We start from the raw sequence: 23,538 nt of genomic DNA, 5'->3' as shown, positions 1-23,538 counted from the left end.
AAGTGGTTGGAATGGTTTGTTGAAAATATATTTCCTTTCATTTCTTTGAAATTTTGCATTGATTAATTACTTTATAAAATGAGAAGCTCTTCACGTTAATGCAACCGGTTGCGCTTTTACTTTTTTTTTATTTGGTTACAATTTTCATATCGCTTAGACAGCGTAAAAATAAAACTGGAGAGTGGGATGAAAAAGATTTTGTTATGTTGTAGTGCTGGCATGTCAACCAGCATGCTGGTTCAGAAAATGGTTCAGTCAGCCAAAACCCGTGGCATTGATTGTCAGATTGAAGCGCAGTCTGTGAGTTCATTTGACAAGGCTATTCAAGAGTTTGATGTCTGTCTGCTTGGCCCTCAGGTGCGTTTCCAGCTTGAAGACCTGAGAAAGATTGCGAGTCAGTACGGAAAGAAAATTGATGCTATCTCTCCTATGGCTTATGGAATGATGAAAGGAGACGAAGTACTGGATCAGGCTCTCTCATTAATGGCCAAATAAATTGATTTGAATCAACCATCGCTGATGGTTGATTCTTTTTATATTCAATAAGGAAAGTTTTATTCCTCTGCATTATTAGTATGGGGTGGAATTCTTTATCTTTTTAAAAAGGATTGTTCATATGAAGCTTTACGATAAGTTAATGAATGTCGTAGAAAATACAATCGCCCCATTGGCGGCGAAAGTCGGCTCACAAATACATGTGCGGGCAATGCGTGATGGTTTTATTACCGCAATGCCATTTATTATTGTGGGTAGTTTTATTCTTATATTTGCTTTTCCCCCGTTTGCTGAAGATACAACGAATGGATTCGGTCGAGCTTGGCTAGATTTTGCGACTAATAATTTTGACGCAATTATGATGCCTTACAATATGTCGATGGGCATTATGACGATATTCGTCTCTTTGGGTGTTGCCTATAGTTTGGCGCGCGCCTATATGATGGACGGTATTACCTGTGCATGTTTGTCGCTAATGAGCTTCTTGCTGATTTGTGCACCTGTTACCGATGGTGCCCTACCTGCAAACCACATGGGCGGAACGGGTATCTTTACTGCAGTATTGACAGCTTTCTTTGCTGTCGAACTAGTTCGCTTCCTGCAGAAACACAACATCACGATCAAAATGCCAGAACAGGTTCCACCGGCAATTGCCCGTTGTTTTGAGATGCTTATCCCTGTCTTGATTGTGTTCATGACGCTGTACCCGTTAAGCCTATTTGTTCAGGCTCAGTCAGGTATGCTGATTCCTGATGTGGTGATGGATCTGTTCAGACCGCTAGTTAGTGCATCAAATACTTTGCCTGCCATTATCGGTGCGCTTCTACTGTCACAGCTACTATGGTTTGCTGGTATTCATGGTGCTGCAATCGTTGTTGGTCTGCTGTCACCAATCTTCCTGACCAATATCGGCGCTAACACTGCAGCGTTTGTTGCAGGCGAGCCTATTCCAAACCTACTGACTCAGCCGTTCTGGGACTTCTATATCTTCATTGGTGGTTCGGGTGCAACCTTGGCCTTGGCTATTTTGATGGTATTCAGCCGCTCAGTTCACCTGCGCAGCTTGGGACGCATGAGTGCGGTTCCTGGATTCTTCCAGATTAACGAACCAATCATTTTCGGTGCGCCAATCGTAATGAACCCAATGCTATTTGTTCCTTTCCTACTAGCTCCAATTGTGAATGCAATCATTGCCTTCACAGCTGTCAAGATGGGGCTTGTCGGTATGGGCGTAGCAACAACACCATGGACAACGCCAGCAATTATCGGCGCATCTTGGGGTACGGGCTGGACACTGGCACCTGTGTTCCTGGTTGTGGCTCTTCTGGTTATTGACCTGCTTATTTACCTACCATTCTTCAAGATGTTCGAGAAGCAGTTGCTTGAAGATGAGAAGAAAGTTGCTGATAGCTCTAAAGAGGAAGCCGCTGAAGGCACTCCAGCGACAGCATAATTTAGTACTTGGGCTACGGGTTTATCCGTAGCCCCTTTTTTACCTACACGAGGAGAGAAAAATGGACCAGGAAGCAGTTGTTATGGAAATCATTGTCAATGCCGGTGAAGCACGCAGCTTGTGTTTTGAGGCATTGGCCAAGGCGAAGAAGCAGGAACTGGAACAGGCCAGAGAGCTGCTACAGCAAGCCAAAGATTGTCTGAACCGTGCCCACCTAACCCAGACTCAGTTGATTGAAGCTGATCAGGGAGAAGGTAAGGTGAAGATGACATTAGTGATGGTACATGCCCAGGATCACTTGATGACGACTATCTTGGCGCATGAGCTAACCAATGAAATGGTATCTATGTACGAAAACATGTCTAAATAAATAGGGATGGATTATGACTAAATCACCTCTAAAACTGGCCATCATCGGCGGTGGCAGCAGCTATACGCCGGAGTTGGTTGAGGGTGTTTTGAAAAGGCTTGACCGTGTGCCAGTCAAAGAAATGCATTTTGTCGATGTCGAGGCTGGACAGGATAAGCTCGAGATTATTGAGGCACTGACCCGGAGGATGGTTGAAAAGGCGGGGGCTGATATCACGATTAAAGCTTCGCTGGATCGCCGAGCTGCAATAGAAAATGCTGATTTTGTCATGACTCAGTTTCGTGTCGGTGGGCTACAGGCTCGCGCGAATGATGAGCGTATCCCATTAAAATATGACGTGATTGGCCAGGAGACGACGGGACCAGGTGGATTTGCCAAAGCGCTTCGGACTATTCCTGTTATCTTGGATATCTGTAAGGATATCGAGGAACTTGCCCCGAATGCCTGGATGCTTAATTTCACCAATCCGGCAGGGCTGGTGACTGAAGCGGTTCAGAAATACAGCAAAGTAAAAACTATCGGATTGTGTAATGTCCCCGTCTCAATGAAGATGATGATTGCCGAGATGATGGATTGCTTGCCGGAAGAGCTGTCGCTTGAGTGTGCAGGGTTGAACCATTTGGTATGGGCCCACCGCGCATGGCTTGATGGCAAGGATATTACTGCAGAAGTGCTGAAAAAAGTCGGTGATGGTGCCAATTTCAGCATGAAGAATATTTTTGAAGAGCCTTGGGATCCGGCATTTCTGAAAGCCTTGGGGGCTATCCCATGCCCTTACCACCGTTATTTCTATCAGACTGATGCGATGCTGGCGGAAGAAAAGGAATCTTCCCAAAACGAGGGAACTCGTGCAGAACAGGTGATGAAAACGGAACAAGAGCTGTTTGATCTGTATCAAAATGAAAATCTTGCAGAAAAACCAGAGCAATTGGAAAAACGAGGTGGTGCTTACTATTCTGATGCATCACTGAATCTGGTTGATGCGATCTATAACGATCTAAAGACGATCCATGTAGTGAACGTACGTAATAACGGAACCATTGCGACGTTGCCTGATGATGCCGTGATTGAGTGCAGCTCCGTGATTGGAAGCTGGGGTGCCAGGCCACTGATGATTGGAGAGCTGAGTCCGTCTGTGATTGGTTTGATTGGTCAGGTGAAAGCCTATGAGCAACTTACCGTTGAGGCTGCCGTTTTGGGTGATTATGACAAGGGGCTCATGGCGTTGGCGAATAACCCTTTGGTTCCTGATATCAGCAAAGCGAAAGCAATTTTTGACGATATTTTGAAAACGAATCACGATTATCTGCCGCAATTTAATCAGTAGTATGAAACTAAAGAGCAGTGTGCCAGGTGAAAACCAGGCGGCTGCTCTTCTTTTTAGGTGGTTGTTATGCATGTTATTTTTAATGCCGATGATTTTGGTTTGACACCTGGGGTCAACCTGGGAATTGTTGATGCGTGCCAGTCTGGTGTTGTGCGTTCAACAACGCTAATGGTCGGTATGGAGGCAGAGAAGCATGCAGTTGATTTGGTCTCCTCATCGCCAGCGCTGAAGGTTGGGCTTCACTTACGCTTCACAGCCGGAGCGCCGCTAACCGATATTCCCTTTCTGGTCGGCGATGATGGATTGTTCGAGATGAAGGAAGGGTTTTGGCGAAAACGTAATTTCTCGCAGCAACTGATTGCCGATGAGGTCATTGCACAAATTTCCCGCTTTAATGAGACCGGACTTAGTCTCAGTCATATCGACAGTCATCACCATGCGCATATGCATCCGCAAATCTTGCCTGTTGTGCAAGAAATCGCGCGTGACTGCCAGGTTCCGTTGAGAGCGACGGGGTTTTATGGCAAAACGCAGAATGATTGCCGCTATGCTTTTGATGACAGCTTCTATGGCGAGAATATATCTCAGGATAAGGTGCTGCAGATAATCAACAGGCACCGCGGTAACTGTGATGTTTTGGAAATCATGGTCCACCCGGCGTATGTTGATCAGGCTCTTATGGATGTTAGCTCTTACAATACCTATCGGGCCAAAGAGCTTGATATCCTGACCGATAGTAACTTGTCTGAAGCATTAGACGAACTTGGCGTTACAGTGAGTGATTATTCCATTTTGTCTTCGTAAGTTAAGATTATTGTGATCAAACCTATTGTCAGCAGCTTTATGTGAATTTGGCTTGGTACTATAGTCGAGGGGTATAGTGGTGAGAGTGAAATTGATTCTCGAGCATTATGTTACTCAGCAGGTTTTAGAGGTAGTGCAGTAACCATGGCAAGTATTAAAGATGTGGCATCCCTGGCGGGGGTTCACCGTTCAACGGTTTCGAGGATCATTAACGGCGAGGGGAAATTCCGCTCGGACACCAAGCGGAAAGTAGAGCGCGCAATGGCCGAGCTAAATTATCGCCCGAGTGCGATTGCCCGCTCATTGGCCACAGCTTCATCAAATATGACTGGTTTGCTGGTAACCTACTACACTGGTGGTTTTTTTGGTGAAATGATGGAGCAGGTCCAGGCTGAGCTGGATCAACATGATAAATTTCTGATCACCGCCCAGGGGCATCGGCGTGCAGATGGCGAACGTGAAGCGATACGTCGCTTTCATGATCTCCGTTGTGAAGGTTACATCCTGAATAGCCGTTACTTAAGTGACGATGAACTTCGGGAGCTGGCGCAAGAGCCTACCCCGTTTGTCCTGCTCGATCGTGTCGTCGAAGGGTTGGAGTCGCGGTGTATCACTTTTGATCATAGCCTGGCTGCAAAGATGGCCGTTGATTACCTGGTTGAGCAAGGGCACAGCGACATTGCCTGTATTTCAGGTCCGCGCAATCGCGCCAGTTGTAATCAACGATATCAAGGCTATGTACAGGCGCTTAAAAATGCAGGATTAGCACTTGATCCTCGGCTAACGGTTGAGGGTAACTATGGCCGTGAAAGTGGTTATCTTGCCGCACAAAAGCTATATCATACGGCGCCGGAGATGACGGCGCTGTTTTCTTGCAGTGAAGAAATGATGCAAGGGGCACTGCAGTTTTTCCATGAGCACCATGTCGAGATCCCGCGCCAGCTTTCACTGATCAGTTTCGATAGTATCGATTTATGTGCGACTATGTACCCTTTCGTTTCGTCCGTCCACTTTCCTATCAGTGACATGGCACAGGTTGCTGTTGGGTTGCTAATGAGTCAAATCAATCAACAGGATGCCTGTATACAGCGGCATTTCGAGCCGGAATTACGCATTCGTAACAGTGTGAATAGACGTGAGTTTGTGAGCGGATAACCCAGCTTCTGAATTACTTTCAATATCACCCTTGGATCGTCGATCGGTGGTATTCGTATGGCTCCTGTGTTACGACAGAGGAGTGACTTCGGCTTGACCGCTCCCCATTTTCTTTGAACAAATATTGAAGAAAAGTAATTGTGTATCAATTGTGTATACGTATAATAGTGCCACCTGCCCGAGTGGTGAAATTGGTATACACGACGGATTCAAAATCCGTTTCCTTCGGGAGTGACGGTTCAAGTCCGTCCTCGGGCACCATATCTCATATGACAAAGCCTCGACTTCAGTCGGGGCTTTGTTGTATCTGGCCCTCCTTTTTGTTTGCTCAAGTCATTCCTAATATTGTTCCTTCGCGTTGTGTTTTTGTAGCTACCTTTTAAGTACAGCAATTGTCACTGGCGAGGGTGGATATGGATGTAAGTTTCAAATATGCAGATGAGTTTGGCCCATTTAAGGTGATTCAGCTGCATGAGCCTTCTCTGTCTCTGAAAGCTGCTTTGGTAGTTGATAATGTAGCGCTGGGACCTTCAATCGGTGGCATTCGAATGGCGCCGGATGTCACGATTGATGAATGTTTCCGGCTGGCACGGGCGATGACCTTCAAAAATGCGGCGGCCGGGCTGCCTCACGGCGGTGGCAAGGCGGTCATTTGTGCTGATCCAAAAATGCCAAAAGCGGAAAAACAGGCGGTTGTTCGGGCATTCTGCCAGGGGCTACGTAATGAGGAGAGTTATATTTTTGCGCCGGATATGGGCATGGACGAAGAGTGTATGGCCTGGATCCGGGACGAAATCGGACGAGTTGTCGGCTTGCCTCGTGAGTTGGGAGGCATTCCGCTTGATGCGTTGGGGGCTACTGGCTGGGGGCTGAGTCATGCTGTTGATGTGGTTGCTGAGAAATATGGGATCTCGATTCAAGGTGCCCGGTTTGTGGTGCAAGGCTTCGGGGCTGTCGGTAAGCATGTCAGCCGATTTCTGGTTGAAAAGGGGGCCCGATTAGTCGGTGTGGCGGATTCCCGGGGAGCTATTTGCGATGAAAACGGTTTTGATATCGATGCTCTGATTGAGCTGAAGGCACAGGGAAAGTCAGTGACTGAATACCCTGATGCGACGATGGTGTCAGCGGATGATTTGATTGAGCAGGAATGTGACCTCTGGATTCCGGCCGCCCGTCCGGATGTTATTCATGAAGGGAATGTTCAGCGGCTCAATACCAGAGCGGTGATCCAGGGAGCAAATATCCCCTGTAGCAAAGAGGCCGAGGCTTATCTTCATCAGCAGGGCATATTGTGCTTGCCTGATTTTATCGCCAATGCCGGCGGGGTTATCTGCGCTTCGATGGAATATCATGGCGCGACACAAGCAGCCGCTTTTGATGCGATTCAAGAGAAGGTGCAACGCAACACCGAAGAGGTGCTCTGCCGGATAACAACACAATCTGTTTCACCCCGCGAAGCAGCGATAGCGCTGGCCAAAGAGCGTTTGAAAAAGGCGATGGCTTACCGGCGCTACTCATTGTTTTCGACTGCGCCACACTTCCTTTGAGCTAATAGTTAAAGCGGGGAACTCGTATGATCAGGGCAGTAAAAAGCTATTTTCACCGCGGCGGCATGGAACCTTTGCTTGGCAAAACGATTCCTGAGCATTTTTCCGACATCGTCAGCTGTTACCCTGAGCGGGAAGCGGTGGTCGCTGTTGCTCAAAACCGGAGGCTGAGCTACGGAGAATTAGACAAAGAAATAACAAAACTGGCAAAAGGCTTGCTGGGGGCTGGGTTTAAGAAAGGGGAGCGGGTCGGAGTCTGGGCGACGGATAACCTGGAGTGGCTGTTGTTGCAGATAGCGACAGCCCGCATTGGTGTCGTATTGGTCAATATCAACCCGGCTTATCGTCAGCGGGAGCTGGCATATGCGCTGCAATGCTCTGAGGTACAGGGGCTGTTTGTGATCCCATCTTTTCGTGATAGTGATTATCTTTCGATGCTGACCTCCCTGGTGCCTGAGTTGCTAACCGGCAAACCGCTTTCTGTACTCAATAATCAGGCGCTGCCGTTTTTACGAACTGTGGTGGTATATGATCCGGCCGCACCGGAAACAACAGCCCGGCCAGCACCCGGCTTTACACTCTGGTCAGAGATCATCAAGGCGGGTGAAGCGGTATCGGAGCCGGTACTCGAGGCGATGACGAGTAGTCTGGATTGCGATGAGCCGATTAATATTCAATATACATCCGGTACGACCGGGTTTCCGAAAGCGGTCGTGCTGACACATCACAACATCCTCAATAATGCCTACTTTTCTGCGAAGGCGATGCATTTTACTGAGCAGGATAGGCTGTGTGTGCCTGTGCCGTTTTATCACTGCTTCGGGATGGTGCTGGCAAATTTGCTGTGTCTTTCAGTTGGTGCCTGCATTGTGATCCCGGCAGAGCACTTTGATCCGCAAGCAGTACTGAAAGCGATTGATAATGAAAAGTGCACCGCAATCCACGGCGTGCCGACCATGTTTATTGCTGAGCTGGAATCTCAGGATTTTGCCGACTACGACATGAGCTCCCTGCGTACTGGTATTATGGCGGGAGCGCCTTGCCCGCCGCCGCTTATGAGGAGGGTGATGGAAGAGATGCACTGCCGGGAAATTCTGATTGGTTACGGGGAGACCGAGGCCTCACCGTTGACGCACCTCACCTCGCGAGATGACAGTCTGGAGCGGCGAACCGAAACGGTCGGGAAAAACCTTCCACACCAAGAGGTTAAGGTTGTTGAACTGAACGGCGGGGCAACGGTGCCGTTAGGCGTCGTCGGTGAAATTTGCTTTCGAGGTTACCACCTGATGCACGAGTATTATGGCAATGAGCCAGGAACCCGGGCGGCAATTGATGAACATGGCTGGCTGCATTCGGGCGATCTGGGCTCGATGGATGCGGAGGGGTACGTGAAGATCACCGGGCGAATGAAGGAGATGATCATCCGTGGTGGAGAGAATATTTACCCGCTTGAAATTGAATCATTTTTATTTGCTCACCCGAAAATTCAGCAAGTGGCAGTGTTTGGGGTTCCCGATGAGTATTACGGAGAGCAGGTTGTCGCATGGATCCAGCTTCAATCCGGAGAAGCGCTGACAGACAGGGAACTTCGAGCTTATTGCGAAGGGCAGTTAGCTCATTTCAAAATTCCGGCTTACATTCGCTTTGTGGACCGTTTTCCGATGACTGTGACCGGAAAGCTGCAGAAATTCCGGATGCGTGAGCTGGAAGTGGAAAAGCTCAATCAGCTGAAAGGTGAGCGAGAGTAAGAGTGATTTGCTCAATGACTCTTCATTTTCCTCACACCGTTGATGCCGTAACCTTCATATTTCTTCTTATTTTTGTGGCTTTGATCACGCTTTTGAGGGGCGAAAATCGCGCCTGGAAGAGAAAAATTTACAGAATCCGCTTGCCAAACCTGAAACATCCTTTACTAATAACAGGATATGCAAAATAACAATACAGGAGTGTAGTAGTATGCGAGCAGCAAATCCTGAGTATTTACTGGCGGCATTGCGGGGAGTCATTAAGGCAAAGGGTCTAACCTATAAGGAGTTGGCCGATCGGCTTGGGGTTCCTCTGTCCACGTTTAAACGTCATTTGTATAGCCCGAGTATTACTCTTGAGAAGTTGCTTGATTATTGCCTGGAGGCTGATACGACTCTGGAAGAGTTGCAGAAGCTGGCGATTAAGCTGCAGCACGATAATGATAGCTTTTTCAGCCATACCCAGGATGAGGTTTTTTATCAGTTTCCTCAACTCTATGACTTCTACCGTGAGCTTCGGCATCTGCGACACCAAGATAGTTACGAGCATATGCAGCAAAAATATGGTCTGGATAATTCATCGACATATGCCTACCTGCGGGCGCTGGAAATGTTGGGGCTGGTCAAGCTTGCCGATGACAATAAGATTCAGCTGATTGGTCCCTACTATTACCGCTTTTCAGATGATTCCAAGTTAAGTCAGAAGTACAAGGAAATTCTCAAGGAGCAGGCGTTGGAAAACCCCAATTGCGTCAGGGTCGGGTTTTCACGTATGTACCTGAAAGAAGAGCAATTGGAGGCCTTGAACAAACTTTTGGCAAAAGAGGTGCTTAAGTACCATAGCGAGAATATGCAAAATGATGCCACCAGTCAGGAATTGCTCCGTAATGTGCTGTTGTTCGTAACCCAGCACCAGCCGTTAGCCTTCTCCGAGGGGATAGCTTCGTTACCCAATTCTTTTCTTCAGGACGTCAAAGCTGCTATTGCGAATTTTGAAGAGCAGGGAGCATAAATACTCCCTCTGAATGCGTGAAGGCAGGCCTCCTCAGGTTGATACTGCCTGATGACAGGCGACGAGATGCTGCTCGTTGTTCTGCGTCAAAGTCGGGTAAGTGTTTTGGCACAGACTGTCGGCTTGTGGGCACCTTGATGCAAAGTGACACCCTGGTGGAGGGGCCATGGGGGATGGGACATCGCCTTCCAGCATGACACGCTTGCCGCGCTGACGCGGATCCGGGATAGGGATCGCTGAGATCAGCGCTTTGGTGTAAGGGTGTTGCGGGTTGCTAAACAGTGTTTCTGTATCGCTGAGCTCGACAATCCGCCCCAGATACATTACGGCGATCTTGTCTGAGATATGACGGACCACCGATAGGTCGTGAGCAATGAAGATCAAGGCCAGGTTCATCTGCTTTTGCAGATCAAGCAGCAGGTTGATGATTTGTGATTGTACAGAAACATCCAGAGCGGATACCGCTTCGTCGCAAACAATCAGTTTCGGGTTGAGTGCGATTGCCCGTGCGATGCCGATCCGTTGGCGTTGTCCGCCGGAGAATTCATGCGGGTAACGGTTGGCAGCAGAGGCGGGTAGTCCGACTTTTTGTAGCAGCTCTTTGATCCAGACTTCGCGTTCTTCCGGCAGGCCGATACTGTGGATTTCATACGGCTCGGCAAGAATGGTACCTATGGTATGGCGGCCGTTAAGGCTCTCCATAGGATCTTGAAAGATGATTTGCATCTCTTTGCGCAGAGATACCATTTCCGACGGACTCAGATTGGTAATATCTTGTCCGTTATAGAAGATCTGCCCGGCTGTCGGCTCATGCAGTTTGAGTAGGGTGCGGCCCACTGAACTTTTTCCGCAGCCCGATTCACCGACCAGGCCAAGAGTCTCTCCTGCCTTGACATCGAATGATACACCGTCGACAGCATAGACGTATTTGGGCTTGCGAAACAGTGAACCTCGCAGTGCGTAGTGTTGCTTCAAGTCGACTAATTTAAGGATCGTCTCAGGCATGGTTGACCTCGTTTATCTTCAGGCAACTGACGAAGTGCCTCGGTGATATCGCCTGCGGCTGTGGTACGGTTTCGCCACAATGTTCGCTCTGGTAGTGACAGCGGTTACGGAACCGGCAGCCAGATGGCATCTCTTTAAGGTGGGGAACTGAGCCCGGGATGGTATCCAGCTTGGTTTTCGGTTTACCCTCGATACGCGGAATCGAGCGCAGTAGCCCCTGCGTATAAGGGTGCTTGGGAGATTCGAACAGGGTGAACACATCCGCCCGTTCCACCACCCGGCCGGCATACATCACCACTACCTCATCACACATTTCGGCAACAACGCCCAGATCATGGGTAATGAAGATGATGGCCATGTCATTTTCTTCCTGGATGGAGCGCATCAGTTCAAGGATCTGGGCCTGAACAGTCACATCTAAAGCCGTGGTCGGTTCATCAGCTATCAAGATGTCCGGTTTGCAGGCCAGAGCCATGGCAATCATTACCCGTTGGCGCATCCCGCCAGAAAGTTCATGAGGGTAGACATTGAAGCGTTGTTCGGCTGCTGGAATACCTACCCGCTGCAGCATATCAATAGCTGCCTGTTTTCGTTCAGTTTTGGAATATTCCGGCCGATGCAGCTCATAGACCTCACACAGTTGGCGTCCCACTGAGTGGACGGGGTTCAGGGCTGTCATCGGATCCTGGAAAATCATTGAGATCCGCGCTCCGCGAGTGCGGTAGAGATCTTCCGGGGCCATGCTGACAAGATCGGTGTCATTATAGGTAATGGAGCCCGCGGTCACTTTGCCGTAAGGTCGGGGTAGCAGCCCCATAATCGAAGCTGCGGTGACGCTTTTACCACAACCAGACTCACCGACAACCCCGATGGTTTTGCCTTTGGCGACACTGAATGAGACGCCGTCCAGTACTTTAATTTCCCCTTCATCGGTTGAGAAGGTGGTTTCCAGATCCTTGATAGTCAGGATATCGTTATTGTTACTACTCATTGTGTGGCATTTCCTTATCCCTGAACGAAACGTTTGTCGATGAGGGTGACAGGCTCAAAGAACTTGTCGTCATCCAGGGCTTCCTTGGTTGCTCTTTTCTCGTCAAGGTCAATCCAGAACAGACCGAATTCCATTTTACTGGCATCGAGAATATCGCGGGACAATGCAGTGCCCAGTCCTTGAGGCAGCTTGACATAACGCCAGTGGGAACCTCGCGAGAACGGCACCGAATAGGTTGGTATCACGCAGTTGCAGTCAGCGATTTTTTGCTGGATTTGCCGTGATATCTCAGCCTTTTTGCTGACATCAAATTCAGTGTCAAATGCTTCAATTAACTTGTCCATCTCCGGGTTGGCATAGTTGGTGAAGTTATTGGTTTGCGGATGTGCATTTGATGAGTGGAAGTACTGCCAGTAAACAGGCAGTGCGCTCGTACCCATACCCAGGAAGGCTGCCTGATGTTTTTTCTCAAGAAGTGACTTGAAGCCGGTAGCACCGTCAACCAATTTGAGTTCAAGATCCAGACCGGCTTTTTTTGCTTCTTCCTTCAGTACCACAACCCGGGCTGTGTGCATTTTGGTCAGATAGGTCAGAGTGATGGCAAGGCGCTCGCCCTTGTTATTGATACGGGTACCGTCGCTGTCCAGACGGTCGAACCCGGCCTTTTCGAAATATTCGGCGGCCAGTGCCGGATCAAACTTCTTGGCTTTGATGTCCGGGTTATCGTAGTCGCCATAACCAGAGCCGAAGCTTTGCTGGTGGGCATAATCTCCGCGCAGGGCGACATCAATCATTTTTCCGACATTCAGAGAGTGGGCAATACCCTGGCGGATATCGGCATTATCCATCAGCGGAGCCTGAAGGTTCAGCCATACTCCGGCCGCACCTTGAGGGGACTGGTTGTAAAACCATGACTTCTGAATGTAGCCCTTATCATAGAGCGGCCCCTTGGCTTTGTTGTGCCACAGGGACGGAAAGACCATGTAATAAGCATCCAGCTTGCCACGCTCGAAATACTTAAGGGCAATATCAGTATCACGGATCACCTTGATGATGATCTTGTCAACGTTGTAGCGATGCTGGTAGTAGCGGTTGGTGTATCCCCACCAGTTATCAACCTTCACTAGGTGAACGGCCCGGCCTTTGCGAATTTTACCAACTTTGTACGGTCCGGTAGTCGGCTCGGCTTTCCAGTTATAGCGACGGATGAAATCGTTCGGAAGCTGACCGCCCGGATAGAAGTGCGCCGGTTTAGGCATGATGTTTAGCCGCATGATCAGCTCATCGTCAGCCAGTTGATCGGCGGAGTGGAGGGCAAAGGTGTAGTTGTCATAGACAGTGATCCCCGCCACCTTGTTGGTGAAGTAATCTTTGTACCATGGCGCCTTGGCATTCTCGCTTCTCATGTAGTCGAATACAAAGGCGAAATCCCGGCTGGTGATTGGCTCGCCGTCGGTCCAGCGTGCCTTTTCATCGATCCGAAAGTAGAGGGTTTTGTGGTCGTCACCAAAGGCCCACTCCTTTGCAATAGCTGGCAGAAACTGTCGGGTGTTCGGCTGCTGCTGGAGCAGAGCCGGGTTGCCATCGAGCAAAAAGGCCCGAAAGCTTCCGTTAGAATCAGGGCCGATAGTGCGCAACGTCAGCGGAAAGCTTGAAATATGTAACCGGTAAGTGCCGCCTGCTTTGGCCCGGCTGTCGGCAAACAGCGGCTGCTCCGGATTAGAAATCCAGTTCAGGCCCGACGGGAGCTCTGCTGTCAGCCCCTTGCCCTGGCACAGTACCGTAACGACTGCGAGCAGAGAGGCCATCCAAAATTGTCTCATTGTTTCTCCATACATTTATGTTCTCGGTGGCTGCCTTGCTACCGTTTTAATGTTGTGGTTTGTATGAACCGTTATCTGTCATGAGCATAGTGCGCTCAGCTATCAGATGTAGCGGGTGTATTTTTTCGGGTCGAAGGCTTCCCTGACGCCTTCACCAATAAAGGTCACCATGGTCAGTACCGACACAATAGCCATCACAACCGAGCCGATGATCCAGTAGGCATCCAGGTTTGATTTACCCTGTTGCAACAAGTCACCCCAGCTCGGGGTTGGCGGCATTAGCCCTAGCCCGAGGTAGTCCAGCGCGGTTAGCGTGGTGATATTGGCAACAATGCCGAACGGTGCCAGGGTGATCACCATGACCATGGTATTAGGCAGGATGTGTTTGACGATCACCCGCCACAGGCCTGCTCCCTGAGCCCGGGCTGCCATAACGTATTCCCGGGCTTTTTCTTTATAGGTCATGGTTCTCATGTACCAGGTAATGCTGATCCAGCCGAACATAACGTTAATCAGAACGAACAGTAAAAAGCTTGGCTGGATAATCGAGACCATGATCATGATGACGTAGAGGAAGGGTACCATCGACCACACCTCAATGACCCGCTGCATTACTAGATCGAATTTGCCGCCGAGGTAGCCCATCAGTGAGCCAATTAGCACGCCAATGGTGTAGCAGAGTGTCAGGGTCAGTATGGCGAACCAGATAGCGATCCGGAAACCGTAAATCAGGCGGGCGAGCACATCACGCCCTGACTCATCGGTGCCCAGGTAGTGCTGGCTTTCCAGTGAAGGCGGATTCGGTGGGTAGTGCATGCCATCGAAGTCCTGCTCGTACGGATTCCAGGGAATAACGGGCATCAGTACCCAGTTCCCTTGTCCTTCTTCGGCAAAGGATTTTTTCAGCTGGCGGTAATTCACTTCGTAGCCGTAATCAAGGCCGAACATCTCACCGGTTTTTACCTCAGAGTAGGTCGGAAAGTGCAGCTCGCCTTGGTAGGAGACAACCAGAGCCCGGCTGTTAACCAGAAGCTCGGCAACACAGGAGAGCAGCACCAGGGTCGTCAGGAGCACGAAGGAATAGTAGCTTCGCTTGATGGAGCGGAAGCGGTTAAGTTTCTTTTTGGTTAGTGGATTTAACGGCATGGTTTAGCTCCCGAATTTAACCCGAGGGTCGACAATGGCAACACACATATCCGAGAGGATGTTACCGAACATCAACAGCAGGGAAGACATAGCCAGGATCCCCATGACAACCGGGTAATCGCGCTCGATGATCGATTCGTACCCCAGCAGGCCGATACCGTCGATATTAAAGACCACCTCGATAAGGAATGAACCGGCAACAAATACCGAGACAACATTGCCCAGATGGCTGGCAATCGGGATCAGGCTGTTGCGCAGGGCGTGTCTACGCACGGCATGTCGGAAGGGAAGCCCTTTGGCAATGGCCGTTTTGACGTAATCTGCTGCCAGGTTTTCCAACAGGTTGTTTTTCATTGTCATGGTGAGGATGGCGAAGTCCCCGATGATGTAACAGAACAGGGGAAGAACAGCATGAGAGAACAGGTCCGTTATTTTGTCCGGCCACAGTAAGTCGTCAAAATCATCGCTGACGAAGTCGCCCATCGGGAACCAGTCGAGATGGAATGCAAAGAAAGAAATCAGAAACACCCCGACGACGTAGTTCGGCAGGGCATAACCGATAAACACCATCACCGAGCTGACATTATCGAACCGGGAACCGTGTTTCATCGCCTTGATGATCCCGAGCGGAATTGATATCAGGTAGCTGATCAGAAAGGTCATTAAACCGTAGAACAAGGAGACGGGCAGCCGCTCTTTTATCATGCCCCATACCGGCTCGTAATAGCGGGTAGATTCGCCTAAATCAAGTTGCACCAGTTTACCCAGCCACTCGGTATAGGCCTCGAATATCGGCTTGTCCAAACCATAGAAGGCATTCAGTTCGGCAATTTGTTCATCTGACAGTGTTTGTGAACCTTGTTGGTTTCCTCCCCCGCTTTCCATTGACTGGGATTGCATCTGAGCAATCATCCGCTCAACCGGGCCGCCGGGAACAAAGCGGGTCAGGGCAAAAACAAGCAGGGTGACGCCAATAAAGGTAGGGATTATCAGTAGCAGTCGTCGGCTAAAGTAGGCTAGCAAGGGAAGCTCCTTTGCATCTTTAACGTAAGTTGTTTGGAGTTATTCATGGTCGGTCATGCATCCGTGATATGGCCTGTATTTGTTCAGTCGCGGTGAGTCGAAATCCCCGGGTATCATTGATACCAGGGGATTGTCGAGAATTGCTTAGTAGTAGGTTTGTAGTACCGGAAGCTGCTCTAGCGCATAACGATACTGGATGTATTCCCTTGTACTCCACAGCCAGATGATTTCAGGGTCGACATCATAAACGGCCGCCTCTTTCTTTCTGGACTCTTCGTCTTTAATCGCGTTCAGGGCCTCGTCGATACCTGTCGCATAGCTGTCAGCACTGGTTAATAAGGCCTCCAGATACTCAGGGTCATCATCCTTGTAGCTACGGATAGCATTCCAGGCAGCAAGAAGGTTATCTTTTGTATGACAACGGGTGCTGTTTGATGCTGGTGTGTAACAGTCGTTTTCCTTATCGAAACTGAACTTAGCAGGAGTGAATATGCTCGCTCTGAACAACGACTCGAAGTACGGTGTCTTTTTCAGAAGACTCACTGCTTCAGTATCACGTAACATAAACAGGGTGAAATCATTCAGGTTTCGAATCCCGTATGTTTTCAGGTTTTGTTTGGTAACTGAAGAGGCGTTTTCCAGCTTCTCTAGCTCTTCTTTTTTCCCGTTGATTAGCAGGGCTTTTTCAGCCATACGGAAACCAAGTCGGTTACGACGTGTTACTACGTAGTTTCGGGCTTTGAGGCTAAACTCATAGCCATTTTCTGTATCTACACCATAGCCGGGACGAGTTAGGGTAATCGCGTCGATTAGGAACTTGGAACTGTCTGACAGGCCATATTCATCGGCATAGCCAAATGCAACCAAGTTATGTATCAATGCCGAGTACGTAGGTGTTACTGTCGTCTGCGACATTTGGAAGTAATATCGTAGCCAGGACAGGTAGGACGGCACATCAATCGCTCGCTTGATATCCGGACGATATGGTTTGATCGTCTTTTTGGTGTTTCCATCTTGATCAACAAAGATTGGGGCCGGATAAGCATCATAGCCGAAACCAAGATGTCCCAAATAAGCCTGTACTTTCTGAGGCGTCCCTTGAGTGCCGCTACGAGGGTCTGATACATCAAGAAGTGCGATGTTGGACTTATCTCGGCTGAGCGTATGATCGCTACGTTTTACCAGCATTTGGGCGGCGAGTAACTTATCTGGCCAGATCCCCATTAGATCGATGGCATTTGATGAAGTTTGGTACGGGTTGTTGGCGCGCATGTTGGCATGTGAGCGACCGTCCCGAGTTTCGGAAAGGACTTTGATGTTATCGTATCCACTTGACATGGCATTGACTAGATCTGGGTCAAAACACGATGTTGGTAGCGTTGTCTTATGCTGGATCCCTGGACCGTAAGCACTCCAAAGATCTGACAGTGCAACAAATCGGTTGATCGGAGCTTGCCCTGATGGCGTGACTTCAAGCTCACAAACTTGGTCCGGAGTACTCATGACCTTAACGAAGAAGTTGGCTGCCTCAAGAGCAGCATCAAAAGTATCACAAACCTGCTGAGCTCCTTTAGGCAAGTTCTTTCGGGTAGAAGAGCGAGTACAGTTGTCGGTATAGTAATTGGCAACATTTTGGCCGTAGCTGTCTTCAGCTCCTCTTAACTGACCTAGCTGATAGTCAATTTCGCCAAGATCTTCAACGACCTTACGAATTTGGTTGAATTGGTTCCAGCGTCCGAAAGTGTAGTCTTGTAGTTGATAGTCATAGAACTTGTATTTTCCGTCTCGGCGGTTGACCAGATCGTAATTATCCCAATATTTTTGAATCCGGAACTGAGTGAGTTCCAGAATATTAGTGCCTTCGTCAAAACGGTTACAGGTTGTTGTGCTTTCTACATGTTCGTCGGTGCAATAGATGTAATTTTTAACTGTTGTTTCAGGCGAAGTCGTTGCTAAGTTTTTCTTTAATTGATCAAGGGCGCCCAGAGGGTAGGCCTGATGATTGTGACGTAGGGTTTCATCAATATCACGAAGGCTGATGAATTGAGATGCGGTTTTTTCTTGCCCTGAACTTGGCTGATTGACTTCGACTTGGCGACCATAGCCGAACTTCAGCGCAGCGATGTCATATTTACCGTAAACTGGCAGTTCATCAAAGATTGTTGCGCCGTAATCCATAATAGAACTGTAGGCCGGTACTTTTTCACTACCAAATTTGACGGCTTCATCTTGATGATAGAAGTTATCTTTATCGACAGAGCCCATAAAGTTATGGCGAAGGCCAAGGTTGTGTCCGAATTCGTGAACCAGCGTTGACTTAAACATGTGTGCACTAATGGCATCACTGGCCTTTTGCTGTTGAGCCTGTGACAACTGGTCCCATTTTTTCAGCTTCTTATTGGCATTGTCTGCGTAGTCCGGTGCACTTTGATCAAGGCCACTATTATCAAAGTATCCGCCAGCAAGGTAATCGATGCCCTTGATTAATCCTTTGGATTTAGTGCTTACCCACATAAACTCAGCAGCATACATATTGTGTTCTGCCATATGGTTGAGTTTCTGCTGATAGTTGGCCACCCCTTTGCTGAAGCTTTTTGAGTCTTGCTCATCGGGTGAAAGCCAACGCGGAACGTCATTTATAAACTGAGGCTCATGCTGAACGGGAACCTGTTGACTGGTGGCTGGTGGCAAGTTCAGGCTGTTGTTGACTAAGCTGCTTTCCAGGCCGCTAAATCCAGTTGAAGTGGAACCGCTATCAGCACTCGAGGATGAATCGCTATCTGAATTATCTTCAGGTACAAATGAGTCAGGACGCTCGATTTCGCCGCGATTATAATATTTGGCAAGCTCATTCCACATTCTGCGTGAGGTCGAGCGGATCACGCCAGCATATTGGTTGACATGGGCGTGAACAATTTCACCGGTAAGTGGGTTGGTAGCAGAAGGGCCATAACCCAAAAGGCCATTGTCTGCTGGATCGGTGATTAGGTTGAGTACGTTGTAGCGTAAATCGCCAGTATGAACGCCTGCTTTTTTTGTTGGGTTTACGATTTTAATCGGTGGAACACCAGTACCAGCCAATGTTTTATTCATTTGTTCAATCGTTTCGAGCGTAATGTCACGATAGAACTTACCCTCTTTTTCAAAATAACTGTCGCTTAGATAATAGTCGATCGACTTTTTATTCGGATTAAAACGATTGAGATAATTAAATCTCTGTCCCTGTAAACCAGCTTGGCCTGTTAATGAGCGTTGTTCCTTCTCATCTTTGAAAAAACCAAATCTCGAAACATCACGACCAGGATATTGAATTGTCTCATAATCGCTGCTGGCAAGTTTGTCCAATTTAACCAGAGAGTAGAAAAAACGTGTTTTAAAGGACAGGTTTTCCAAACTATCACCAAATTGACCGTAATCTTCAATGTTTGCGGTGAAGCTGCGTTCAACCTCTACATTGATAGTGCCTTGCTCAGCATCATACTCCCAGTGGATAAGGCGTGGTTCTGCTGTTTCTTCAACATTGTATGCGGAATAGGCAAAGTCAGTTCTGTCGACAGCCAAGGGTTTAATGCCGGCATAATCTGGAGTGAAGTGAGTTGTTTCTTCCCAGTTCAGGTCGGCATCTTCATTGAGTTCTTCTTTGTTGGTGCACTCATCATAATTATCTTCAGCACAACGATATTGCTGGAAAGTGCCCGGAATCTTAAGAACTGGTGCCTGGTTGATGACTGACGCGTAGCGGCTGTCCTTGCCGGGTTCGACAGTATCGCGATCGACTTCTTCAGCGACAATACCATTGGTTTTATCAAAACGGAGTTTGACAAGTTTTGGCGTGCCTTGAAAGAAACCACGCTGGGTGATGGCATAACGAGGGGCTGCGCCTGTAGATGGCATATATAGCCAGAGAGATTCTGTATCTAAGGTGTTTTTGGCTATTTGTTCTTGTGCGCGAGGAAGAGTGTCATAGCTCCTTTCCTCAGCGCCGCAGCCGTAGAGCGCAATGCTCACCATAGCTGCAATGGCTAATTTCTTATACATGTTGTGCTCACCAAATTATTATGATTAAAGGTCGTAATTTAATGTGATGTAGTAGGTGGGTTTTTCGAGATCGAATAGGTTTTCGATTGGATTCGGACCCCTGTCTGGGTCGTAATATGACGCACTATTTGTCATGCCTGTCGCAAGGCTAAATTCATCGTTAAACTGATATCCCAATTCGGCTGAGTACGTCAGTTCTGGCGAATAACTTGTTCCACGATAGCTCCATGATTTTGAGCTCACAAAGTTAGTGCTGAAAAACCATTTGTTCGGCATGTAATCGACAGACAATAAATTACTGATTCGATACTCTTCGAGTGGATGGCCGCCGGCAGTTGTGTATTGGTGGAAGTTTTTACGTAAACGAATAGAATCGCTAACCAGAAGCCCTTCGATAATATGGTCTAGTGAATAAGAGAATTTAATATTGCCGCGTATTGCAGTATTAAGGTCGTTTTTTATTGACTCATCTGATACTGGAATAAGAATGCGTGAACCTGCTGACATCGCAAGATGGTCAGTCGGATTCCAAATATTATATCTTGTCGCTGTTAACCAAATATCGCTCCAAAACTCACCTCTTTCACCGTCATAGCTGTGTCGGCCAGAGACAATGGCTGTGAATTTTGTACTGGCATTTAGGTAGTACTTAATCGTAGCGGTAAGTGCCAGATTACGGTCGGCTAAATAGTGGTCGTCATCGTAACCATTTCTGCTGTAATCAATACCAATAGACGCTCCCCATTTTTTTTGTTGTGAGGGAACATCCTGAACCTGTTCTTCAGCATGTATGCCATTGGATATCAATACAGATACCATACTAAATAGCATCAAGTTAAACTTCATGACTTGCCCCATTCCCTGTGCGAATTTCGATATGGCGATCCGAGTTGCCACATGAAATATACGTAGTCTTCTTATGATTAGAGGGAATCAATACTAATTCACACGCTGGTAGCAATAAAACGCTATTGCAAAAGTATCATGTAATTATTCGTCCGGTATTAAATGGTGAAACCGGTATGGGTTTTGTGTAAAGCTATGAATTTCGTGAAATTAATGTTTGTCGATATCTATATCTGTGGAGCAGGGTCTGGGTGGGTGCAATAGCTGTTGAGTAGTTCAATTATAGCATTATATATCACTGGTCGGAGGTGGTTGATAATCTTTGCTCTGAATTGGAATATATACGTATTTTAAGGGTGTTAATATTTATGTTAAGAGTGTCCTCTATAAGAAATAACAGGTGATTTTCATCGTTCATCACAGTTAATAGATAAATTATCCGTAAGGTTCTGACAGCCGCACGGTAAGCCGCTAGTATTTGCGTTGCAGCACTCAACGAAATTAAAGAGAGAATAGGGATTTTGTCATCGCGATCAGCCAATAGCCGATATGGCGTCATAATTGAAAATGTCAAAGAGCAGATCCGGCAAAAGATTTGGTTGCCCGGTGAGCGTATACCGTCTGTTCGAGTGATGAGCAAGGCCCAGTCTGTCAGTGTGATGACCGTACTGAAAGCGTATGAGCATTTGGAGGCCGAAGGCTGGATATACGCTAAGGCAAAAGCAGGTTATTACGTTGCAGCCCACTTTAATCGATTGTCTGAGCCAGAACAGGCGACACCGCAGGTTGTGAATCGGTCTATACACATCAATCGGCATGTTTTTGAAGTGCTTCGGGCCTGTAAGCGGCCTGATGTGATCCCTTTCGGATCGGCTTTTCCTGATCCTGAATTGTTTCCGCTCCAGCAATTGGGGCGAACGTTGGCTCAGACAATTAAAACCATGCCGACTAATAGTGGCATCATAGATTTACCACCGGGTAGCCTGGAGCTAAGACGTGTTATCGCTCAGCGCTATTTGAGAGATGGGATACAGGTGTCCCTCGATGATATCGTCATTACATCAGGCGCGATGGAGTCTTTGGGGTTGAGTTTGGCAGCCGTAACTCAACCGGGAGATACGGTAGCGGTTGAATCTCCTGCTTTCTATGGCGCCCTTCAGGCAATTGAAAGGTTAAGGCTGAAAGCCGTTGAAATCCCTACCCATCCCCGGAAAGGTATGTCGGTTGAAGCCTTGGAGGCTGCTATCGAAACCAATGATGTTAAAGCGTGCTGGCTGATGAGTAAGTTTCAAAATCCCCTTGGGGCGACGATGGCTGCTGAGCAGAAACAAGCGATTTACGACTTGCTGGCTAAAAATGATATCCCCCTTATCGAAGATGATGTCTATGCCGAGCTGTATTTCGGCAAAACGAAGCCTTTGCCAATTAAGGCACTGGATGAAAAGGGGGTGGTATTGCACAGCTCCTCTTTCTCTAAATGCCTGGCACCCGGATTTCGAGTCGGTTGGGTTGCCGCCGGACGGTATGCCAGACAGGTTGAAGAGCTCCAGTTTATGTCGACTCTGTCTGTGGGGGCTCCCAACCAGTTTGCATTGACTCAGTACATTCAACATGGGGGGTACGATAATCATCTCCGTCGGCTTCGGCGTACTCTTGAGCAACGGCAGCAACAAATGCTGGGGGCTATCGAACAGTTTTTTCCTGCTGGGACAAAAGTGACAAGGCCTGAAGGTGGATATTTTTTATGGGTGGAGCTGCCGGAGAACATTGATACCTCCGCGATATTAACTGAATTACTGGATAACTATCGAATCAGTATTGCACCGGGAACATTATTTTCTGGGGATCAGCGATATAAGCACTGCATGAGAATTAATTGTGCCTACCCGTGGAATGAACAAAATAGAGCCGCTTTGTGTCAATTGGCGCAGTACTTAACTGAGCTGTGTGATCAAAACTAAAAAAGTCACTGTTCTAACTGTTTATAGCCTTAACTGTTCTACGTCACCTAATTGTCACTGTGTTCCTATTACGGCTCTACCGAACAAGGAGCTGGGGATCATGCTAAACCGAATTGTTAACCCTGAAATCAAATTGCTTGCTGTATCTGTTGTATGCGCCGCGTTGTTAGTGCTTGGGCACTTATTACTGGCTAAAAGTTTGGCAGAGCAGGTTTGGGTGGAATATACCGCAGCAGCGATTCCTTTTGTGCTGTTTGGAATTGGTGCGTTGGCCATTCGCTTTGCGATTGCTAAAGAAAATCAAGACTAGGCGTTACGAGGAAAAGCATTGCAAAGATAAACAAAGCTGTTTCCTGAGTCAAAATTGCGCAGATTACGGCTTGTTGTTTATTTGTTGTTCGCTTGGGCTATTTTTAGTGATTTATTTCAAAAATAGCCTTGCCAACGGAATTGAAGTCTCTATAATGCCGCCTCACCGACACGGAGCACGGCGACTTAAGCCAACAACGTATCGGATTTGTTCTTTAACAATTTGACCATGCAATCTGTGTGGGCACTCGTGAAATGATTAGTCAAACCTTTTGTCTTCACTTTTAAAAAGTGAAAGCAAATATGGCATCAATGAACTGAGTGACCAATTGATACTTCGGTATCAGCACAGTCAATTCAACATTACGTAGTAATGTTTATCAGTATTCGTTGAGCCGACCAAAATCTTAAATTGAAGAGTTTGATCATGGCTCAGATTGAACGCTGGCGGCAGGCCTAACACATGCAAGTCGAGCGGCAGCGACATG

Annotated in this window: 18 protein-coding genes, 1 tRNA gene and 1 rRNA gene; 13 read left to right on the top strand and 7 right to left on the bottom strand. The window is 48.0% G+C overall.

Annotated elements, in window-relative coordinates; genetic code table 11:
- Positions 1-186: 186 nt before the first annotated feature.
- From BIT28_RS21725 to BIT28_RS21680, 10 genes are all read left to right on the top strand, one after another.
- Entirely contained in the window at positions 187-495 is a 309-nt protein-coding gene (locus tag BIT28_RS21725; RefSeq protein ID WP_075767046.1) for a PTS sugar transporter subunit IIB, read from the top strand.
- Between the two features lie 121 nt (positions 496-616).
- Entirely contained in the window at positions 617-1,948 is a 1,332-nt protein-coding gene (locus BIT28_RS21720) for a PTS sugar transporter subunit IIC (RefSeq protein WP_075767045.1), read from the top strand.
- 61 nt (positions 1,949-2,009) lie between these two features.
- Positions 2,010-2,318 carry a PTS lactose/cellobiose transporter subunit IIA gene (locus BIT28_RS21715; RefSeq protein ID WP_075767044.1) on the top strand — a complete coding sequence of 103 codons (309 nt, stop codon included), beginning with the start codon at positions 2,010-2,012 and terminating at the stop codon, positions 2,316-2,318.
- Positions 2,319-2,331: 13 nt separating this feature from the next.
- The gene (locus BIT28_RS21710) at positions 2,332-3,645 is read left to right on the top strand and encodes a 6-phospho-beta-glucosidase (protein ID WP_075767043.1); all 1,314 of its coding nucleotides are present in this window, start codon (positions 2,332-2,334) and stop codon (positions 3,643-3,645) included.
- A gap of 66 nt (positions 3,646-3,711) precedes the next feature.
- Entirely contained in the window at positions 3,712-4,449 is a 738-nt protein-coding gene (gene chbG, locus BIT28_RS21705) for a chitin disaccharide deacetylase (RefSeq protein ID WP_075767042.1), read from the top strand.
- Between the two features lie 144 nt (positions 4,450-4,593).
- Positions 4,594-5,604: a LacI family DNA-binding transcriptional regulator gene (locus BIT28_RS21700; protein ID WP_075767041.1), complete on the top strand. Its 1,011-nt coding sequence runs from the start codon at positions 4,594-4,596 to the stop codon at positions 5,602-5,604.
- Between the two features lie 176 nt (positions 5,605-5,780).
- Positions 5,781-5,865, top strand: a tRNA-Leu gene (locus BIT28_RS21695).
- 152 nt (positions 5,866-6,017) lie between these two features.
- A complete protein-coding gene (locus BIT28_RS21690) occupies positions 6,018-7,151 on the top strand; it encodes a Glu/Leu/Phe/Val family dehydrogenase (protein ID WP_075767040.1) in 1,134 nt (377 codons plus the stop codon).
- 26 nt (positions 7,152-7,177) lie between these two features.
- On the top strand, positions 7,178-8,899 hold the full coding sequence (locus tag BIT28_RS21685) for an AMP-binding protein (RefSeq protein ID WP_075767039.1): 1,722 nt from the start codon (positions 7,178-7,180) through the stop codon (positions 8,897-8,899).
- 208 nt (positions 8,900-9,107) lie between these two features.
- Positions 9,108-9,908: a helix-turn-helix domain-containing protein gene (locus BIT28_RS21680; protein ID WP_075767038.1), complete on the top strand. Its 801-nt coding sequence runs from the start codon at positions 9,108-9,110 to the stop codon at positions 9,906-9,908.
- A gap of 33 nt (positions 9,909-9,941) precedes the next feature.
- On the opposite strand, the gene BIT28_RS21675 is transcribed toward BIT28_RS21680, so the two are convergent.
- The 7 genes from BIT28_RS21675 to BIT28_RS21645 all read right to left on the bottom strand — a co-directional run bounded on the left by BIT28_RS21675 (position 9,942) and on the right by BIT28_RS21645 (position 20,780).
- Positions 9,942-10,913, bottom strand: a complete 972-nt coding sequence (locus BIT28_RS21675) for an ABC transporter ATP-binding protein (protein WP_075767037.1) — start codon at positions 10,911-10,913, stop codon at positions 9,942-9,944.
- Positions 10,906-11,904 carry an ABC transporter ATP-binding protein gene (locus tag BIT28_RS21670; protein ID WP_075767036.1) on the bottom strand — a complete coding sequence of 333 codons (999 nt, stop codon included), beginning with the start codon at positions 11,902-11,904 and terminating at the stop codon, positions 10,906-10,908. Before BIT28_RS21670 ends, BIT28_RS21675 begins: the two co-directional genes overlap by 8 nt.
- A 14-nt stretch (positions 11,905-11,918) precedes the next feature.
- On the bottom strand, positions 11,919-13,727 hold the full coding sequence (locus BIT28_RS21665; RefSeq protein ID WP_083652055.1) for an extracellular solute-binding protein: 1,809 nt from the start codon (positions 13,725-13,727) through the stop codon (positions 11,919-11,921).
- Between the two features lie 102 nt (positions 13,728-13,829).
- Positions 13,830-14,873, bottom strand: coding sequence for an ABC transporter permease (locus tag BIT28_RS21660; RefSeq protein WP_075767035.1), 1,044 nt, complete (start codon positions 14,871-14,873; stop codon positions 13,830-13,832).
- Positions 14,874-14,876: 3 nt separating this feature from the next.
- The gene (locus tag BIT28_RS21655; RefSeq protein WP_075767034.1) at positions 14,877-15,896 is read right to left on the bottom strand and encodes an ABC transporter permease subunit; all 1,020 of its coding nucleotides are present in this window, start codon (positions 15,894-15,896) and stop codon (positions 14,877-14,879) included.
- Positions 15,897-16,040: 144 nt separating this feature from the next.
- Positions 16,041-19,934, bottom strand: coding sequence for a zinc-dependent metalloprotease (locus BIT28_RS21650; protein WP_245823830.1), 3,894 nt, complete (start codon positions 19,932-19,934; stop codon positions 16,041-16,043).
- 24 nt (positions 19,935-19,958) lie between these two features.
- A complete protein-coding gene (locus tag BIT28_RS21645; RefSeq protein ID WP_083652053.1) occupies positions 19,959-20,780 on the bottom strand; it encodes a hypothetical protein in 822 nt (273 codons plus the stop codon).
- A gap of 521 nt (positions 20,781-21,301) precedes the next feature.
- Here BIT28_RS21645 and BIT28_RS21640 point away from each other — a divergent pair.
- The 3 genes from BIT28_RS21640 to BIT28_RS21630 form a co-directional block, all read left to right on the top strand.
- Positions 21,302-22,741, top strand: a complete 1,440-nt coding sequence (locus BIT28_RS21640) for an aminotransferase-like domain-containing protein (protein WP_075767032.1) — start codon at positions 21,302-21,304, stop codon at positions 22,739-22,741.
- Between the two features lie 100 nt (positions 22,742-22,841).
- Positions 22,842-23,051, top strand: a complete 210-nt coding sequence (locus BIT28_RS21635; protein ID WP_075767031.1) for a hypothetical protein — start codon at positions 22,842-22,844, stop codon at positions 23,049-23,051.
- Positions 23,052-23,459: 408 nt separating this feature from the next.
- Positions 23,460-23,538: ribosomal RNA gene (locus BIT28_RS21630) — 16S ribosomal RNA — on the top strand; the annotation flags it as partial.

The organism is Photobacterium proteolyticum, from assembly GCF_001939735.1.
Taxonomy (GTDB): domain Bacteria; phylum Pseudomonadota; class Gammaproteobacteria; order Enterobacterales; family Vibrionaceae; genus Photobacterium; species Photobacterium proteolyticum.
This window is presented reverse-complemented; position numbering and strand designations above follow the sequence as displayed.

Bases quoted from the DNA above. Each gene is read 5' to 3' on its own strand.
- BIT28_RS21645 (WP_083652053.1), bottom strand. From the start codon at position 20,780: ATGAAGTTTAACTTGATGCTATTTAGTATGGTATCTGTATTGATATCC.
- BIT28_RS21650 (WP_245823830.1), bottom strand. From the start codon at position 19,934: ATGTATAAGAAATTAGCCATTGCAGCTATGGTGAGCATTGCGCTCTAC.
- BIT28_RS21635 (WP_075767031.1), top strand. From the start codon at position 22,842: ATGCTAAACCGAATTGTTAACCCTGAAATCAAATTGCTTGCTGTATCT.
- BIT28_RS21680 (WP_075767038.1), top strand. From the start codon at position 9,108: ATGCGAGCAGCAAATCCTGAGTATTTACTGGCGGCATTGCGGGGAGTC.
- BIT28_RS21710 (WP_075767043.1), top strand. From the start codon at position 2,332: ATGACTAAATCACCTCTAAAACTGGCCATCATCGGCGGTGGCAGCAGC.
- BIT28_RS21675 (WP_075767037.1), bottom strand. From the start codon at position 10,913: ATGCCTGAGACGATCCTTAAATTAGTCGACTTGAAGCAACACTACGCA.
- BIT28_RS21715 (WP_075767044.1), top strand. From the start codon at position 2,010: ATGGACCAGGAAGCAGTTGTTATGGAAATCATTGTCAATGCCGGTGAA.
- chbG (WP_075767042.1), top strand. From the start codon at position 3,712: ATGCATGTTATTTTTAATGCCGATGATTTTGGTTTGACACCTGGGGTC.
- BIT28_RS21670 (WP_075767036.1), bottom strand. From the start codon at position 11,904: ATGAGTAGTAACAATAACGATATCCTGACTATCAAGGATCTGGAAACC.
- BIT28_RS21690 (WP_075767040.1), top strand. From the start codon at position 6,018: ATGGATGTAAGTTTCAAATATGCAGATGAGTTTGGCCCATTTAAGGTG.
- BIT28_RS21685 (WP_075767039.1), top strand. From the start codon at position 7,178: ATGATCAGGGCAGTAAAAAGCTATTTTCACCGCGGCGGCATGGAACCT.
- BIT28_RS21665 (WP_083652055.1), bottom strand. From the start codon at position 13,727: ATGAGACAATTTTGGATGGCCTCTCTGCTCGCAGTCGTTACGGTACTG.
- BIT28_RS21660 (WP_075767035.1), bottom strand. From the start codon at position 14,873: ATGCCGTTAAATCCACTAACCAAAAAGAAACTTAACCGCTTCCGCTCC.
- BIT28_RS21720 (WP_075767045.1), top strand. From the start codon at position 617: ATGAAGCTTTACGATAAGTTAATGAATGTCGTAGAAAATACAATCGCC.
- BIT28_RS21700 (WP_075767041.1), top strand. From the start codon at position 4,594: ATGGCAAGTATTAAAGATGTGGCATCCCTGGCGGGGGTTCACCGTTCA.
- BIT28_RS21725 (WP_075767046.1), top strand. From the start codon at position 187: ATGAAAAAGATTTTGTTATGTTGTAGTGCTGGCATGTCAACCAGCATG.